The following is a 13,875-nucleotide window of genomic DNA, read 5'->3' as shown; positions in this document are numbered from 1 at the left end:
CATGGCCATGCCGTTGCGCCAGACCGTGCGGGTCGGCACCTACCTCATGCAGCAGAAGCTGCTCAAACGGCGGGACAAGTTCCCGCTGATCGTCGAGCTGGAGCCGTTGTTCGCCTGCAACCTCGCGTGCGAGGGCTGCGGCAAGATCCAGCACCCGGCGGGCGTGCTGAAGCAGCGGATGCCGGTCGCCCAGGCGGTCGGCGCGGTGCTGGAGTCCGGGGCGCCGATGGTCTCGATCGCCGGCGGCGAGCCGCTGATGCACCCGCAGATCGACGAGATCGTCCGGCAGCTGGTGGAGCGCCGCAAGTACGTGTTCCTGTGCACCAACGCGCTGCTGCTGCGCAAGAAGATCGACAAGTTCCGGCCTTCGCCCTACTTCACCTTCGCCGTGCACATCGACGGCATGCGCGAGCGGCACGACGAGTCGGTGGCCAAGGAGGGCACCTTCGACGAGGCGGTGGCGGCGATCAAGGAAGCCAAGCGGCGCGGCTTCCGGGTCACCACCAACAGCACCTTCTTCAACACCGACACCCCGCAGACCGTCATCGAGGTGCTGGACTACCTCAACGACGAGCTCAAGGTCGACGAGATGATGATCTCTCCGGCCTACGCCTACGAGAAGGCCCCCGACCAGGAGCACTTCCTCGGCGTCAGCCAGACCCGCGAGCTGTTCCGAAAGGCCTTCGCCGGCGGCAACCGCCAGCGCTGGCGCCTCAACCACAGTCCGCTCTTCCTGGACTTCCTGGAGGGCAAGAAGGACTTCGAGTGCACGCCGTGGGGCATCCCCAACTACTCGCTCTTCGGCTGGCAGCGGCCCTGCTACCTGATGGCCGACGGGTACGTGCCCACCTACCGCGAGCTGGTCGAGAAGACCGACTGGAGCAAGTACGGCCGCGGCAAGGACCCACGCTGCGAGAACTGCATGGCCCACTGCGGCTACGAGCCGACGGCCGTCCTCGCCACCATGGGTTCGCTCAAGGAGTCCCTGCGCGCGATCACCGACACCGTCGGCGCCAAGCGCGGCCGCTGACCGGGGCCGCTCCGGCGGCCCGGTCGCTCCAGACCGGCCCGGGCGCCGTGCCCGGGCCGGCCCCGCCCCTCGGGGGCGAAGGCACCACCGCACCACTCGAGTCGTGAGGTGTACCCATGTCACTGCTCTCCAGCGTCACGTCCCCGGCCGACCTGCGCAAGCTCTCCGCCGCCGAACTGCCGCTGCTCGCCGACGAGATCCGCGACTTCCTGATCGACGCCGTCACCCGGACCGGCGGGCACCTCGGCCCGAACCTCGGCGTGGTGGAGCTGACCATCGCCCTGCACCGGGTCTTCGACTCGCCCTACGACCGGATCGTCTTCGACACCGGACACCAGAGCTACGTCCACAAACTCCTCACCGGGCGCCAGGACTTCAGCCGGCTGCGGATGAAGGGCGGCCTGTCCGGCTACCCGTCGCGCGCCGAGTCCGAGCACGACCTCGTCGAGAACTCGCACGCCTCCACCGCCCTCTCCTACGCCGACGGCCTCGCCAAGGCCGCCCAGCTGCTCGGCCAGCACGACCGGCACACCGTCGCCGTCATCGGCGACGGCGCGCTCACCGGCGGGCTCGCCTGGGAGGCGCTCAACAACATCGCCGACGCGAAGGACCGGCCGCTCGTCATCGTCGTCAACGACAACGAGCGGTCCTACGCCAGGACGATCGGCGGCCTCGCCCACCACCTCGCCACCCTGCGCACCACCCAGGGCTACGAACGCTTCCTCGCCCTCGGCAAGGGCGCGCTGCAACGCACCCCGCTGGTCGGCCAGCCGATCTTCGACGCGCTGCACGGCGCCAAGAAGGGCTTCAAGGACGCCTTCGCCCCGCAGGGCATGTTCGAGGACCTCGGCCTCAAGTACCTCGGCCCGATCGACGGCCACGACCTCGGCGCCGTCGAACAGGCGCTGCGCCAGGCCCGGGGCTTCGGCGGCCCGGTCATCGTGCACTGCCTGACCGTCAAGGGGCGCGGCTACCGGCCCGCCGAGCAGGACGAGGCCGACCGCTTCCACGCCGTCAACCCGATCGACCCCTACACCTGCCTGCCCATCTCGCCCAGCGCCGGCGTCTCGTGGACCTCGGTGTTCGGCGACGAGATGGCCGCGATCGGCGCCGAGCGGCCCGACGTCGTCGCGATCACCGCGGCGATGCTCCAACCGGTCGGGCTGGAACGGTTCGCCAAGGCCCACCCCGAGCGCACCTTCGACGTCGGCATCGCCGAGCAGCACGCCGTCACCAGCGCCGCAGGCCTCGCCACCGGCGGCCTGCACCCCGTCGTCGCCGTCTACGCGACCTTCCTCAACCGCGCCTTCGACCAGGTCCTGATGGACGTCGCCCTGCACCGGCTCGGCGTCACCTTCGTCCTCGACCGCTCCGGGGTCACCGGGCCGGACGGCGCCTCGCACAACGGCATGTGGGACATGTCGATCCTCCAGGTCGTGCCGGGCCTGCGACTGGCCGCCCCGCGCGACGCCGACCAGCTGCGCGCCCAGCTGCGCGAGGCCGTCGACGTCGCCGACGCGCCCACCGTCGTGCGCTTCCCCAAGGCGACCATCGGGCCCGCCGTCCCGGCCATCGAACGGATCGGCGGCGTGGACGTCCTGCTGCGCACCGGCGACCTGCCCGAGATCCTCCTCGTCGCCGTCGGCACCACCGCGCCGGCCTGCCTGGACGCCGCCCGGCTGCTGATCGCCGAGGGCTTCGCAGCGACCGTCGTCGACCCGCGGTGGGTCAAGCCCGTCGACCCGGCGCTGCCCGCCCTGGCCGCCGCCCACCGGCTGGTGGTCACGGTCGAGGACAACGGGCGCACGGGGGGCGTGGGAGCCGCCGTCGCCCAGGCGCTGCGCGACGCCGACGTCGACGTGCCGGTGCGGGTGCTCGGCCTGCCCCAGGAGTTCCTCGGCCACGCCGCCCGCGGCGAGGTCCTGGAGGAGGCCGGGCTGACCGGCACCGGGGTCGCGGCCCAGACCGCCGTCTTCGCCAAGAACCTGCTACCGACCAGAGGAGCGAACCCGCGCCATGCCGGCTGACCCCGCCCCGACCGACGGCCGCTTCGACCTCGCCGCACTCCTCGCCGAGCGCGGCGCCGAGCGGTACGAGCTGCACGGCCGCTACCTCAACCCGCAGCTGCCGCGGATGCTCCACACCATCGGCTTCGACAAGTACTACGAGCGCGCGCGGGGCCCGTACTTCTACGACGCCGAGGGCAACGAGTACCTCGACATGCTGGCCGGCTTCGGCATCTTCGCCCTCGGACGCCACCACCCCGTGGTGCGCTCGGCGGTCCAGCAGGTCATGGACCTCGACCTGCCCGACCTCGTGCGCTTCGACTGCTCGCCGCTGCCCGGACTGCTGGCCGAGCGGCTGCTCTCGTACGCGCCGGGGCTGGACCGGGTGTTCTTCGGCAACAGCGGCACCGAGGCGGTCGAGACCGCGCTCAAGTTCGCCCGCTACGCCACCGGCCGCAAGCGGATCCTCTACGCCGACCACGCCTTCCACGGGCTGACCACCGGCTCGCTCTCCGTCAACGGGGAGAGCGGCTTCCGCAAGGGCTTCGACCCGCTGCTGCCCGACACCGCCATCCCGCTCGGCGACCTCGGCGCGCTGGCCAGGGAACTGAAGCGCGGCGACGTCGCGGCGCTGATCGTCGAGCCGATCCAGGGCAAGGGCGTCCTCACGCCGCCGCCCGGCTGGCTGCGCGCGGCCCAGGAACTGCTCCACGAGCACAAGGCGCTGCTGATCTGCGACGAGGTGCAGACCGGGATCGGCCGCACCGGCGAGTTCTTCGCCCACCAGCACGAGGAGGGCGTGCTGCCCGACCTGGTCTGCGCGGCCAAGGCGCTGTCCGGCGGGTACGTGCCGGTGGGGGCGACGCTCGGCAAGGGCTGGATCTTCGAAAAGGTGTACTCCTCGATGGACCGCGTGCTCGTCCACTCGGCCAGCTTCGGCTCCAACGCCCAGGCGATGGCCGCCGGGCTCGCGACCCTGGAGGTCATGCGCGAGGAGAAGGTGGTCGAGAACGCCCGGCAGGTCGGCGACCACTTCCGGGAGCGGCTCGCCGCGCTCGTCGACAGGTACGAACTGCTGGCCGAGGTGCGCGGCAAGGGGCTGATGATCGGCATCGAGTTCGGGCGGCCGAAGTCGCTCAAGCTGCGCACCGGGTGGACCGCGCTCCAGGCGGCCCGCAAGGGGCTGTTCGCCCAGATGGTGGTCGTGCCGCTGCTCCAGCGCCACCGGATCCTGACCCAGGTGTCCGGGGACCACCTGGAGGTGATCAAGCTGATCCCGCCGCTGATCATCACCGAGCGGGACGTCGACCGGTTCGTCACGGCGTTCACCGACGTCATGGACGACGCGCACCGGGGGAGCGGGCTGATGTGGGACTTCGGGCGGACGCTGGTGAAGCAGGCCGTCGGCAACCGCTGACCGGTCGCTGCCGCGCTGCCGCGCGGAGCGGGAGGTCGGTGGGGCCGACTTCCCGCTCCGGGGGAGACACCGCGTCAGAGCTCGGTCCGGCGGCGCCGGATGACCACGACGAGATCGACGGCGGCGAACAGGGTGAGCAGGCCCATCGTGACCGCGAACCCGGTGAGGGTGCCGCTGCTCGGGGCCCCGTACGACGGGGCGACGGACGCCCAGACCGCGAAGGCCACCGTCGCGAGCGCGAACAACGGGGTGAAGATGAGCGACAGCAGGTAGCGGAGCTTGAGGTCGCTGCGGGCGGTCGAGGGCTCGGTGCCGCTGCGCCAGCGCCGCGGGGTCGTGGTGCGCATGCCCGTTCACCTCCCGGTCGCACGGGTGCGGGCTACGATTCCAGCGTACGTCCGGGGAACGGGCCGGGGAGGGGCGATGACGGAGTCGGGCGGGGTGGCGGGGGACGCCGAGGGCTACGCGGGACTGCGGATCGAGCGGGCGCGGGAACTGGCCCGGCGGCACGGGTGGGCGTCGGTCCGGGTGCTGGAACCGGACGCGGTGATCACCATGGAGTACCGGGAGGGGCGGCTCAACCTGGCGGTGCGCGACGGCGTCGTGGAACGTAGCTGGGAGGGATGAGGCCCCGGGGCGGGTCGTTGACCCGGCCGTCGCTCAGCCGGTCCGGCGTCGTCGCTCAGCCATCCCGGACGTCCCGGCGGCTTCCGCGCCGCCCGCGGCTGGTGAGCCACTGCTCGGCCGTGGTGACGAGCGGCTCCAGCAGCGGGAGGGAGAGCAGCACCAGCAGTCCGGCGGCCCAGCCGGCCAGGACGTCGGTGACCCAGTGGGTGCCCAGGTAGACGGTGGTCAGCCCGATCGAGCAGGCGGTGGCGGCGGCGATCAGCGCGCCGGTGCGGCGCCAGCGGACGGCGAGGTAGGCGAGCACGCCCCAGGTGACGACCGCGTTGGCGGTGTGGCCGGAGGGGAAGATCGTGCCGCCGGAGAAGAGCTCGGGGGAGCCGACGTACTGGGCGTAGTGCGGGCCGAGCCTGCCGGTGACGATCTTGACGGCGCCCACGGTGACGTTGAGCAGCAGCAGGGCGACGCCCATCACCAGGAGCGGGCGCAGCCGGCCGAGCCGGTGGGCGCGCCAGGCGAGCCAGGCGAAGGCGGCGATCGCGGAGGGGCCGCGCTGGCCGGCGACCACCCAGGTGTCGAGCAGCGGTTCCAGGCTGGGCCAGCGCTCGTAGGGGCGCAGCAGACGGACCGACCAGTCGAGGTCGACCAGGGCGGTGTTGAGGAGTACACCGGCGAGTACCAGCAGGTAGCCGGCGCAGGTGGCGAGGAGCAGGAGGGCGCGGCGGCGGCTCATCGGGGGCCAGCCGGGCTCGGCGGCGGCCGGGCCGAGCGGCGCGCGGCCGTCCGGGGCCGGGGGCGCGGGGCTGTGGGGGGCCGGTCCGGCGGGGCGGCGGGAGGTGTTCTCCGCTCGCTGGTTCGGGAATTGCCGGGAGGTACTCGGGGCGGGCACGGGGGTGACCCTACCCATCCGTCCGGTGCCATTCCGGAGGGAATTGTCATTTTCCCGGGAAATCGACAATCAGGCCGACGGGGGATGGTCCGGGGAGTGATTTCGGCTAATCGCCGATCGAAAGTCCGTGTGGTGTTCGAATCATCCTTCAAAAGGCTCGGTAAAAAGAACGGGGCGGACGGCCGGTCCGCCCGGCCGTCCGCCCCGTGGTCACCCTGTGTAGGTTCCGTGCTCAGGAGAGGGGTCAGTCGAGGGGGCCGCCCGCGACGTAGATCACCTGACCGGAGACGAAGCCGGCGCCCTCGCTCGCCAGGAAGGAGATGGTGTGGGCCACGTCCTCAGGCAGACCGACCCGCTGGACCGGGATCTGAGAGGCTGCGGCCCGCTTGAAGTCTTCGAAGTCCATGCCGACCCGGGCCGCGGTGGCCGCGGTCATGTCCGTGGCGATGAAGCCCGGGGCCACGGCGTTGGCGGTCACGCCGAACTTGCCGAGCTCGATGGCCAAAGTCTTGGTGAAGCCCTGCAGGCCCGCCTTGGCGGCCGAGTAGTTGGCCTGGCCGCGGTTGCCCTGGGCGGACGAGGAGGACAGGTTGACGATGCGGCCGAAACCCGCGTCCACCATGTACTTCTGCACCGCGCGGGTCATCAGGAAGGCGCCGCGCAGGTGCACGTTCATGACCGTGTCCCAGTCGGACTCGGACATCTTGAAGAGCAGGTTGTCGCGGAGCACTCCGGCGTTGTTGACCAGGACGACGGGGGCGCCGAGCTCGGCCACGACGCGGTCCACGGCGGCCTGGACCTGGCCGGCGTCCGAGACGTCGGCGCCGACCGCGAGGGCCCGGCCCCCGGCGGCGGTGATCCGGTCGACGGTGTCCTTGCCGGCCGCCTCGTCCAGGTCGAGGACCGCGACCGCGTAGCCGTCGGCGGCCAGCCGGAGGGCGGTGGCGGCGCCCAGGCCGCGTCCGGCGCCGGTGACGACGGCGACCCGGGGGGTGCTCTGCTCGGTCATGCTCGCTCTCGTCTCTCTCAGGATTTTCCCAGGGAAGGGCGTCCCCGGGTGACGCTGGCCACACCCTACCGGCGAGTAGGGAAGGCGGCCAGGGCGGAGACGCGCAGGTGACGGTGGGTAAGGACCGACCGGTCGGCTTTCTGCTGAGAACGGGTTACCGAGAAGGCGTGGCGGCGCGTAAATATGCCAATGTTGCCGAACCTGCGTCTACTATCCGCCCCTGCCTGCCAGCGAGGGCCCGCCGTTTGTATAGTGTCCGCCAGCAGCCACCGGCTGCACGGCTGGAGCGCCCTCCCTCATAGCTGGACGCCCACTCGCCGTTACTGCCCCACCCGGGTGTCCCACACACACCGGGTGTGACATCGGGACGGATACATGGTGCTGGGGGAGATCCCGACGACCCGCGTGTCCGCGCGACTGCAGCAGTCGCCCGGACACCTCATCCGCGTTGCACAGCAGGTCCACACGCGACTGTGGTCCGAACACGTCGGAGCCGATCTCACGGCTCCGCAGTTCGCCGTTCTGCTGGTCCTCGCGCTGGAACCGGGCGCGGACCAGAGGACGGTCGGCGAGCGAGCCTCGCTGGACAAGGCCACGATGGCGGAGATGGTCGCGCGGCTGGTCCGCCGCGGCCTGGTGCTGAGAAGGCGCGACCCGGCCGACGGCCGGCGCAAGCTCCTCGCTCTGTCGCAGAGCGGGGCCCAGGCGGTGCGCGAGGCCACCGGAGGCGTGGTCCGCGTGCAGCGCACGCTGTTCGAGCCGCTCGCCGCGGACGAGCAGGTCGAGATCGTCCGGGTGATGGCCAAGATAGCCAGGCTGGAGCCCGCGGCGGTCGTGTACAGCGACGCGCGGCCGATACTGGACGCCCAGCGGGCGATCGGCTACCTGATCAGGGTGAGCCAGCAGGTGCACACCAAGCTCTGGTCGGAGCACGTCGGCGCGGAGCTCACCGCTCCGCAGTACGCGGTGCTCGACGCGCTGGAGCTGGAACCGGGCGCGGACCAGCGCACGGTCGGTGAGCTGGCCTCGCTGGACAAGGCCACGATGGCCGAGATGGTGAGCCGTCTCGTCCGCCGCGGTCTGGTGCAGCGCCGCCGCGACCCCTCGGACGGGCGGCGCAACCTGCTCTCGCTCTCGCCGGCGGGCCAGGACCTCCTGCACCGCTCGGCTGCCGGCGTCGCCAAGGTGCAGCAGTTGCTGCTGGCGCCGCTGGAGGAGCACGAGCACGGCCCGGCGCTCGCGCTGATCGGCAAGGCCGCCAGGCTCTAGCCTTCGCCCTTTTGAACCCCAGCCAAAACGATTCGCCAACGTACGGCCGACCCTGGGTCGGACGGGGGTGGGTCGGGGAGGGTTTCGGGCCCGTGTCGTAGTGATCGTGTGCTTGTGTGCTCACATATGTGCGGCACGGACTCGTTCCGGGCATGCCGAAGACCGCCCACTCCGTTCAGGAGCGGGCGGTCTTTCGATATGACCGTCGGCCTGGTGGCTACGGGTGCTGCGGCGCCGGCCGCTCAGCCGGTCGCGGCTTGCCGGGGCTCAGTTCCAGTCGAAGCCCTGCGGGTCCGGGCCGATGCGCTCACCGGTGGCGACGCCGGCGACCGCGGCCAGGTCGTCCGCGTCCAGCTCGAAGCCGGTCACGTCCAGGTTCTCCCGGATGCGGGAGGGGGTGACCGACTTCGGGATCGCGATGATGCCGCTCTGCAGGTGCCAGCGGAGCACGACCTGGGCGACCGTGCGGCCGTGCTTCTCGGCGATCTTCACCAGTGCCGGCTCGGTGAGCAGGTCCTTGCCCTGGCCCAGCGGGCTCCACGCCTCGGTGGCGATGCCGTGCTCGGCGTGGAAGGCGCGCAGCTCCGTCTGCGGGAAGTACGGGTGCAGCTCCACCTGGTTGAGCGCCGGGACCACCGAGGCCTCGTCGACCAGGCGGGTCAGCTGCTCGGGGCCGAAGTTCGAGACGCCGATGGAGCGGGCCCGGCCGTCCGCCTTGAGCTGCTCCAGTGCCTTCCAGACGTTCGGGTAGGTGCCGTGCATCGGGCGCGGCCAGTGGATCAGGTAGAGGTCGACGTACTCCAGGCCGAGCTTGGCCAGCGAGGCGTCGAACTCGCGCAGGACCGCGTCCCGGCCCTGCGCGCCGGACCAGTCGCGGGTGCCGGAGTTCCACAGCTTCGTGGTGATGTAGAGGTCCTCGCGGGCCACGCCGCCGGCCAGCGCCTCGGTGACGGCCTGGCCGGTGCCCGTCTCGTTCTCGTAGATCGCCGCGGTGTCGATCGAGCGGTAGCCCGCCTCGATGGCGGTGCGGACGGCCGGGGTGGCCTCCGCGTCCGGGACCTGCCACACGCCGAAGCCGAGCTGCGGGATCCGCGTGCCGTCGTTCAGGGTCACGGTGGGGATGTTGCTCACGGGAAGGGGTGCCCTCCTGGTCGACCATGGGTTCCAGTGGGGCAACTGGTGCTCCGGGGGGGTTTGTTCCCGCCGTTCGGGTGAACCTTGCGGGGCCGCGGGGTGCCCGGGCGCGGAACCGCGGGGGCGGGCCCGGAAAACCTGTTGCGCGGATCACATCCGGGTTGGCAGGCTCGCGGCCATGACCTCCTGAGACACGGGCCCTTCGTGCCCTCCCCAGTCCGCCCGGGCCGTCGCCGGGCGCGTTTCCGTCGCCTTGCCGCCCGTGCCGTCCGTGACGCGCGGCGCCCCGAACCATCCCGAACCCTCCCGGACCGTGCGCACCGCGGCCCTGCTCGCCGCGGGCCGCGTGCCGCCGAACCGGCGTGCCGTCGTCTGGCGTGCCGCCGTTCCGCGCGCCGGTCCGGGCCGCCCAGGACCGTCCCCCGAACCACCGGCATCGGAGTGTCATGCCGCTCGCAACCCTCCCCCTGGCCGATCCCGGCCGTCCCGACCTCTCCTCACCCCTCGCCCTCCTGCGCTGGCTCCAGCGCGCCCAGCGGCGCGGGCAGGTGCTCTCCACCTGCTGGGCGCTGCTGGAGATGGGCGGCCAGGCCGCCCTGCCCGTCCCGCTCGGACACGGCGTCCAGGCCGCCGTGGACGGCGACGCGGGCGGGATCTGGCGGGCCGGCGCCCTCGTGGTGCTGCTCGCCGCGGTCGCCTCGCTCGGCACCGTCCTGCTGCACCGCCAGGCGGTCTGGAACTGGATCCACGCCGCCACCCACGTCCGGCAGTTGGTCGCCCGGCAGGCCTCGCACCTCGGCGCCGGGCTGTCCCGGCGGATCGCCACCGGCGAGGTCGTCGCGGTCGGCAGCGGGGACGTCGAGCGGATCGGCTGGTACGTCGAGCTGGTCGCCCGCGTCCGGGCCGCGGTGATCGTCTGGCTGGCCGTCAGCGCGGTGGTGCTGGTGAGCGAACCGGTGCTCGGCCTCGGCGTGCTGCTCGGCGTGCCGGTGCTCGCGGCCTCCGTCTGGCCGCTGATCGGACCGTTCGAGCGGCGCTACGAGAAGCAGCGCGAGCTCGGCGGCAAGGCCACCGAGCTCGCCGCCGACACCGTCGCCGGGCTGCGGGTGCTGCGCGGCATCGGCGGCGAGGAACTGTTCCTGGAGCGCTACCGCGCGGCCTCCCAGAAGGTCCGCGCCGCGGCCGTCCGCTCGGCCCGGCTGTGGTCCCTGATGCAGGCCCAACAGGTGCTGCTGCCGGGCCTGTTCGTCATCGGGGTCACCTGGTACGGGGCCCGGCTGGCGGCCTCCGGCGAGCTCGCCGTCGGCACCCTGATCGCCGTGTACGGCGCCACCGCCTTCCTGGCGGCGCCGCTGCGGATCCTCGGCGAGGCCGCGCACGCCTGGAGTGTCGCCCGGGTCTCCGCGGGCCGCGCCGTCCGGGTGCTCTCGCTGCGCCGGACCAGCGGCGCCGCGCAGGCCTCGCTGACCCGGCCGGACCACTGCGACCTGCACGATCCGGTGACGGGGCTGACCGCCCGGGCCGGTGAGCTGACCGCCGTGGTCTGCGGCGACCCGGACTTCGCCGGGGCGCTCGCCGAGCGGCTCGGCGGGCACGTCCCGGCGGCCGAGGAGGAGCGGCGGCCCTGCGCCCGGCTCGGCGGGACGGAGCTGGACGCGGTGCCGCTGGCCGAGGCCCGGGCCGCGGTGCTGGTCCACGACAAGGAGCCGGTGCTGCTCTCCGGCACGCTGGCCGGCCTGTTCGACATCCCGTCCTCGGGCCGGGTGCCGGTGGCCGAGGCGCTCGCGGCGGCCCGCTCCGAGGACGTGCTGCAGGCCCTGGTGGAGGGCTCGCCGGAGTGCGGGGGAGACCCGATGCGCGCCCTGATCACCGAGCGCGGCCGGTCGCTGTCCGGCGGCCAGCGCCAGCGGCTCGCGCTGGCCCGCGCGCTGCTGGCCGACCCGCCGGTGCTCGTCCTGGACGAACCCACCAGCGCGGTCGACGCCCACACCGAGTCGCGGATCGCCACCGGCTTGCGGGAGGTCCGGACCGGGCGCACCACGGTGGTGTTCGCGACCAGTCCGCTGCTGCTCGACCAGGCGGACCGGGTGGTGCTGATCCGCGACGGCCGGGCGGTCGCGGCCGGGCGGCACCGCGAGCTGATGCGGGCGGAGCCCGCGTACCGGTCGGTGGTCACCCGTGACGAGGAGGCCGTGCCCGCGGTGGCGGCTGTGGCTGCGGCTCCGGTCGCGGCGAGAGCCGGGGAGGGTGCCGCGTGAGCACGTCCGTCACCTGTCCTGCGACGCCAGCGAGGAGTACCTCATGAAGCCCCCTCTGCATCAGGAGCAGGGGCCGGCCGCCACCCTGCCGGTCGGCTCCCCGGCCGCCGTGCGCTCGTACCTGCGGCTGCTCGCGCGGCGCCACCGCGGGGCCTTCTCCGGGGTGGTCACGCTGCACTCGGTGGCCACGCTCGCCGGGCTGGTCGGGCCCTGGGTGCTGGGCGGGCTGGTCGAGTCGCTCGCCGCGGACGGCGCGCGCGCCTCCATCGGGGTGACCGTCGGCTGGTACCTGCTGGCGCTGGCGGTGCAGTCCGCCTTCACCGGCTGGTCCCGGATGCGCGGCGCGATCCTCGGCGAGCGGGTCCTCGCGGACCTGCGCGAGGACTTCCTGGTCCGCTCGGTCGCCCTGCCCACCGGCGTCCTGGAGCGGGCCGGCACCGGCGACCTCGTCTCCCGGGGCACCACCGACATCGACCGGCTGGACAAGTCCGTGCGCGAGGCGGTGCCCGAACTCGCCGTCGCCGTCGTCTCCTTGCTGCTCGTGCTCGGAGCGCTGCTGGTCACCTCGCCGCTGCTCGCGCTCACCTCGCTGGTCGGGCTCCCGCTGCTGTTGGCCAGCTCCCGCTGGTACTTCCGGCGCGCGCCGCGGTCCTACCGCAACGAGTCGGCCGGGTACGCCGCGGTGAACACCGTGCTCGCCGAGACGGTGGACGCCGGGCGGACGGTCGAGGCGCTGCGCCTGGGCGACCAGCGGGTCCGGCTGACGGACCGCAAGCTGCGCGAGTGGCTGGCCTGGGAGCGGTACACGCTGTGGCTCCGCTCGGTGTGGTTCCCGACCGTCGACGCTGTCTACGCCTCAGCGGTGCTGGCCACGCTGGTGCTGGGCGGCCTCTTCGCCCTCCGCGGGTGGATCACCGTCGGCCAGCTGACCACCGGGGTGCTGTACGCGCAGATGCTCACCGGCCCGGTCGACCTGATCCTGCGCTGGTACGACGAACTGCAGATCGGGCAGGCCTCGCTGGCCCGGCTGGTCGGCGTCCGCGAGGTACCGGAGCACGAGGGCGACGAGGGCGCGCGTCCGCAGGGCCGCCGGGTCGAGGCCACGGACGTGCGGTTCGGCTACCGCGAGGGCGCGGACGTCCTGCACGGGATCAGCCTGGACGTCGCCCCGGGCAGTCGGGTGGCGCTGGTCGGGCCGTCCGGGGCGGGCAAGTCCACCCTCGGCCGGCTGCTGGCCGGGATCTACGCGCCCGGCCGGGGCAGTGTCACGCTCGGCGGGGCGGCGCTCGCGCGGATGCCGGCCGAGCGGGTGCGGGCCGAGGTGGCGCTCGTCAACCAGGAGCACCACGTCTTCGTGGGCACGCTGCGGGACAACCTGCGGCTGGCCGCGCCCGGGGCCGACGACACCGAGCTGCGGGCCGCGCTCGACGCGGTGGACGCCGGCTCCTGGGTGGACGCCCTCCCGGAGGGCCTGGACACCGAGGTCGGCTCCGGCGGCGCCGCGCTGACTCCGCCGCAGGCCCAGCAACTGGCTCTGGCCCGGCTGGTGCTGGCCGACCCGCACACCCTCGTGCTGGACGAGGCCACCTCGCTGCTCGACCCGCGCGCCGCCCGGCACCTGGAGCGCTCGCTCTCCCGGGTGCTGGAGGGGCGGACGGTCATCGCCATCGCGCACCGGCTGCACACCGCGCACGACGCCGACGTGATCGCGGTGGTCGAGGGCGGGCGGATCAGCGAGTACGGCAGCCACCCGGAGCTGGTCGCGGCCGGCGGCCCGTACGCGGCGCTGTGGCGTTCCTGGCGGGACGAGCGGTAGTACGCCTCGGGGTCGGTGGCCTCCGCGCCCTGCGCGTCCCAAACCCGCGCGGGGCCGGATTGCCCCGTGCGGGTTACTCCGCCCGCACCGAAGGGCGCGCATCCGGGCAAACCGGGGTCGGGGGCCGCAGACTGCTCCGGTGACCAAAGTTTCAGGCGGCTCGTCCAGCCCCCAGCGCAGCGAGATCGGCGGGATCCCCACCCGGTACATCGGGATCGGCGTCATCGTCGTCCTCGCGGTGTGGTTCCTGTTCGCCAACCTCGACAAGGTGAAGATCCAGTTCTGGGTGTTCACCGTCACCGCGCCGCTGTGGATCGCCCTGCTGGCCACCCTGCTCGCGGGCGGCGCGCTGGGCTGGCTGCTGAAGGGGCGGCGCGCCCGGTGACCACTGGCCCCGGGCCGGCGCGGGGCGGCGCGTCCGGG

12 protein-coding genes are annotated in these 13,875 nt (G+C 73.1%); 8 read left to right on the top strand and 4 right to left on the bottom strand.

Features of this window, described 5'->3' with window-relative positions; all coding sequences use genetic code 11:
- Window position 1 precedes the first annotated feature (1 nt).
- The 3 genes from hpnH to PUR71_RS31020 all read left to right on the top strand — a co-directional run bounded on the left by hpnH (window position 2) and on the right by PUR71_RS31020 (window position 4,453).
- On the top strand, window positions 2-1,030 hold the full coding sequence (gene hpnH / locus PUR71_RS31030) for an adenosyl-hopene transferase HpnH (protein ID WP_329930491.1): 1,029 nt from the start codon (window positions 2-4) through the stop codon (window positions 1,028-1,030).
- 116 nt (window positions 1,031-1,146) lie between these two features.
- Window positions 1,147-3,057, top strand: a complete 1,911-nt coding sequence (dxs, locus tag PUR71_RS31025) for a 1-deoxy-D-xylulose-5-phosphate synthase (RefSeq protein WP_329930490.1) — start codon at window positions 1,147-1,149, stop codon at window positions 3,055-3,057.
- Complete coding sequence (locus PUR71_RS31020; protein ID WP_329930489.1) at window positions 3,047-4,453, top strand: aspartate aminotransferase family protein; 1,407 nt, start codon at window positions 3,047-3,049, stop codon at window positions 4,451-4,453. Before dxs ends, PUR71_RS31020 begins: the two co-directional genes overlap by 11 nt.
- Window positions 4,454-4,527: 74 nt before the next feature.
- Here PUR71_RS31020 and PUR71_RS31015 read toward each other — a convergent pair whose 3' ends face one another.
- On the bottom strand, window positions 4,528-4,800 hold the full coding sequence (locus PUR71_RS31015; protein ID WP_329930488.1) for a DUF6343 family protein: 273 nt from the start codon (window positions 4,798-4,800) through the stop codon (window positions 4,528-4,530).
- Window positions 4,801-4,876: 76 nt separating this feature from the next.
- Between PUR71_RS31015 and PUR71_RS31010 the strand changes: the two genes are divergently transcribed.
- Window positions 4,877-5,080 (top strand): I78 family peptidase inhibitor, encoded by a 204-nt coding sequence (locus PUR71_RS31010; protein WP_329930487.1) that lies wholly within the window; start codon window positions 4,877-4,879, stop codon window positions 5,078-5,080.
- Between the two features lie 55 nt (window positions 5,081-5,135).
- On the opposite strand, the gene PUR71_RS31005 is transcribed toward PUR71_RS31010, so the two are convergent.
- Both PUR71_RS31005 and fabG read right to left on the bottom strand, forming a co-directional pair.
- A complete protein-coding gene (locus tag PUR71_RS31005; protein WP_329930486.1) occupies window positions 5,136-5,966 on the bottom strand; it encodes a phosphatase PAP2 family protein in 831 nt (276 codons plus the stop codon).
- Between the two features lie 244 nt (window positions 5,967-6,210).
- Window positions 6,211-6,975, bottom strand: coding sequence for a 3-oxoacyl-ACP reductase FabG (gene fabG, locus PUR71_RS31000; RefSeq protein WP_329930485.1), 765 nt, complete (start codon window positions 6,973-6,975; stop codon window positions 6,211-6,213).
- A 405-nt stretch (window positions 6,976-7,380) separates the two neighbouring features.
- Between fabG and PUR71_RS30995 the strand changes: the two genes are divergently transcribed.
- Window positions 7,381-8,244, top strand: a complete 864-nt coding sequence (locus tag PUR71_RS30995) for a MarR family winged helix-turn-helix transcriptional regulator (RefSeq protein ID WP_329930484.1) — start codon at window positions 7,381-7,383, stop codon at window positions 8,242-8,244.
- Window positions 8,245-8,511: 267 nt separating this feature from the next.
- Here the strand turns inward: PUR71_RS30995 and PUR71_RS30990 are convergent, their stop codons facing one another.
- A complete protein-coding gene (locus PUR71_RS30990; protein ID WP_329930483.1) occupies window positions 8,512-9,375 on the bottom strand; it encodes an aldo/keto reductase in 864 nt (287 codons plus the stop codon).
- Window positions 9,376-9,824: 449 nt separating this feature from the next.
- On the opposite strand from PUR71_RS30990, the gene PUR71_RS30985 reads away from it, so the two are divergent.
- From PUR71_RS30985 to PUR71_RS30975, 3 genes are all read left to right on the top strand, one after another.
- Entirely contained in the window at window positions 9,825-11,636 is a 1,812-nt protein-coding gene (locus tag PUR71_RS30985; protein WP_329930482.1) for an ABC transporter ATP-binding protein, read from the top strand.
- Window positions 11,637-11,679: 43 nt separating this feature from the next.
- The gene (locus PUR71_RS30980) at window positions 11,680-13,452 is read left to right on the top strand and encodes an ABC transporter ATP-binding protein (protein WP_329930481.1); all 1,773 of its coding nucleotides are present in this window, start codon (window positions 11,680-11,682) and stop codon (window positions 13,450-13,452) included.
- Between the two features lie 139 nt (window positions 13,453-13,591).
- On the top strand, window positions 13,592-13,837 hold the full coding sequence (locus tag PUR71_RS30975) for a LapA family protein (protein ID WP_329930480.1): 246 nt from the start codon (window positions 13,592-13,594) through the stop codon (window positions 13,835-13,837).
- Window positions 13,838-13,875 lie beyond the last annotated feature (38 nt).

This window comes from Streptomyces sp. SP17BM10 (assembly GCF_036322405.1).
In the GTDB taxonomy this organism is placed as follows: Bacteria; Actinomycetota; Actinomycetes; order Streptomycetales; family Streptomycetaceae; genus Kitasatospora.
The sequence above is the reverse complement of the archived record's forward strand: the minus strand, read 5'-3'. Positions and strand labels throughout refer to the sequence as shown.

Coding starts and splice junctions, on each gene's coding strand:
- hpnH (WP_329930491.1), top strand. CDS start 2: ATGGCCATGCCGTTGCGCCAGACCGTGCGGGTCGGCACCTACCTCATG.
- dxs (WP_329930490.1), top strand. CDS start 1,147: ATGTCACTGCTCTCCAGCGTCACGTCCCCGGCCGACCTGCGCAAGCTC.
- PUR71_RS31020 (WP_329930489.1), top strand. CDS start 3,047: ATGCCGGCTGACCCCGCCCCGACCGACGGCCGCTTCGACCTCGCCGCA.
- PUR71_RS31015 (WP_329930488.1), bottom strand. CDS start 4,800: ATGCGCACCACGACCCCGCGGCGCTGGCGCAGCGGCACCGAGCCCTCG.
- PUR71_RS31010 (WP_329930487.1), top strand. CDS start 4,877: ATGACGGAGTCGGGCGGGGTGGCGGGGGACGCCGAGGGCTACGCGGGA.
- fabG (WP_329930485.1), bottom strand. CDS start 6,975: ATGACCGAGCAGAGCACCCCCCGGGTCGCCGTCGTCACCGGCGCCGGA.
- PUR71_RS30985 (WP_329930482.1), top strand. CDS start 9,825: ATGCCGCTCGCAACCCTCCCCCTGGCCGATCCCGGCCGTCCCGACCTC.
- PUR71_RS30980 (WP_329930481.1), top strand. CDS start 11,680: ATGAAGCCCCCTCTGCATCAGGAGCAGGGGCCGGCCGCCACCCTGCCG.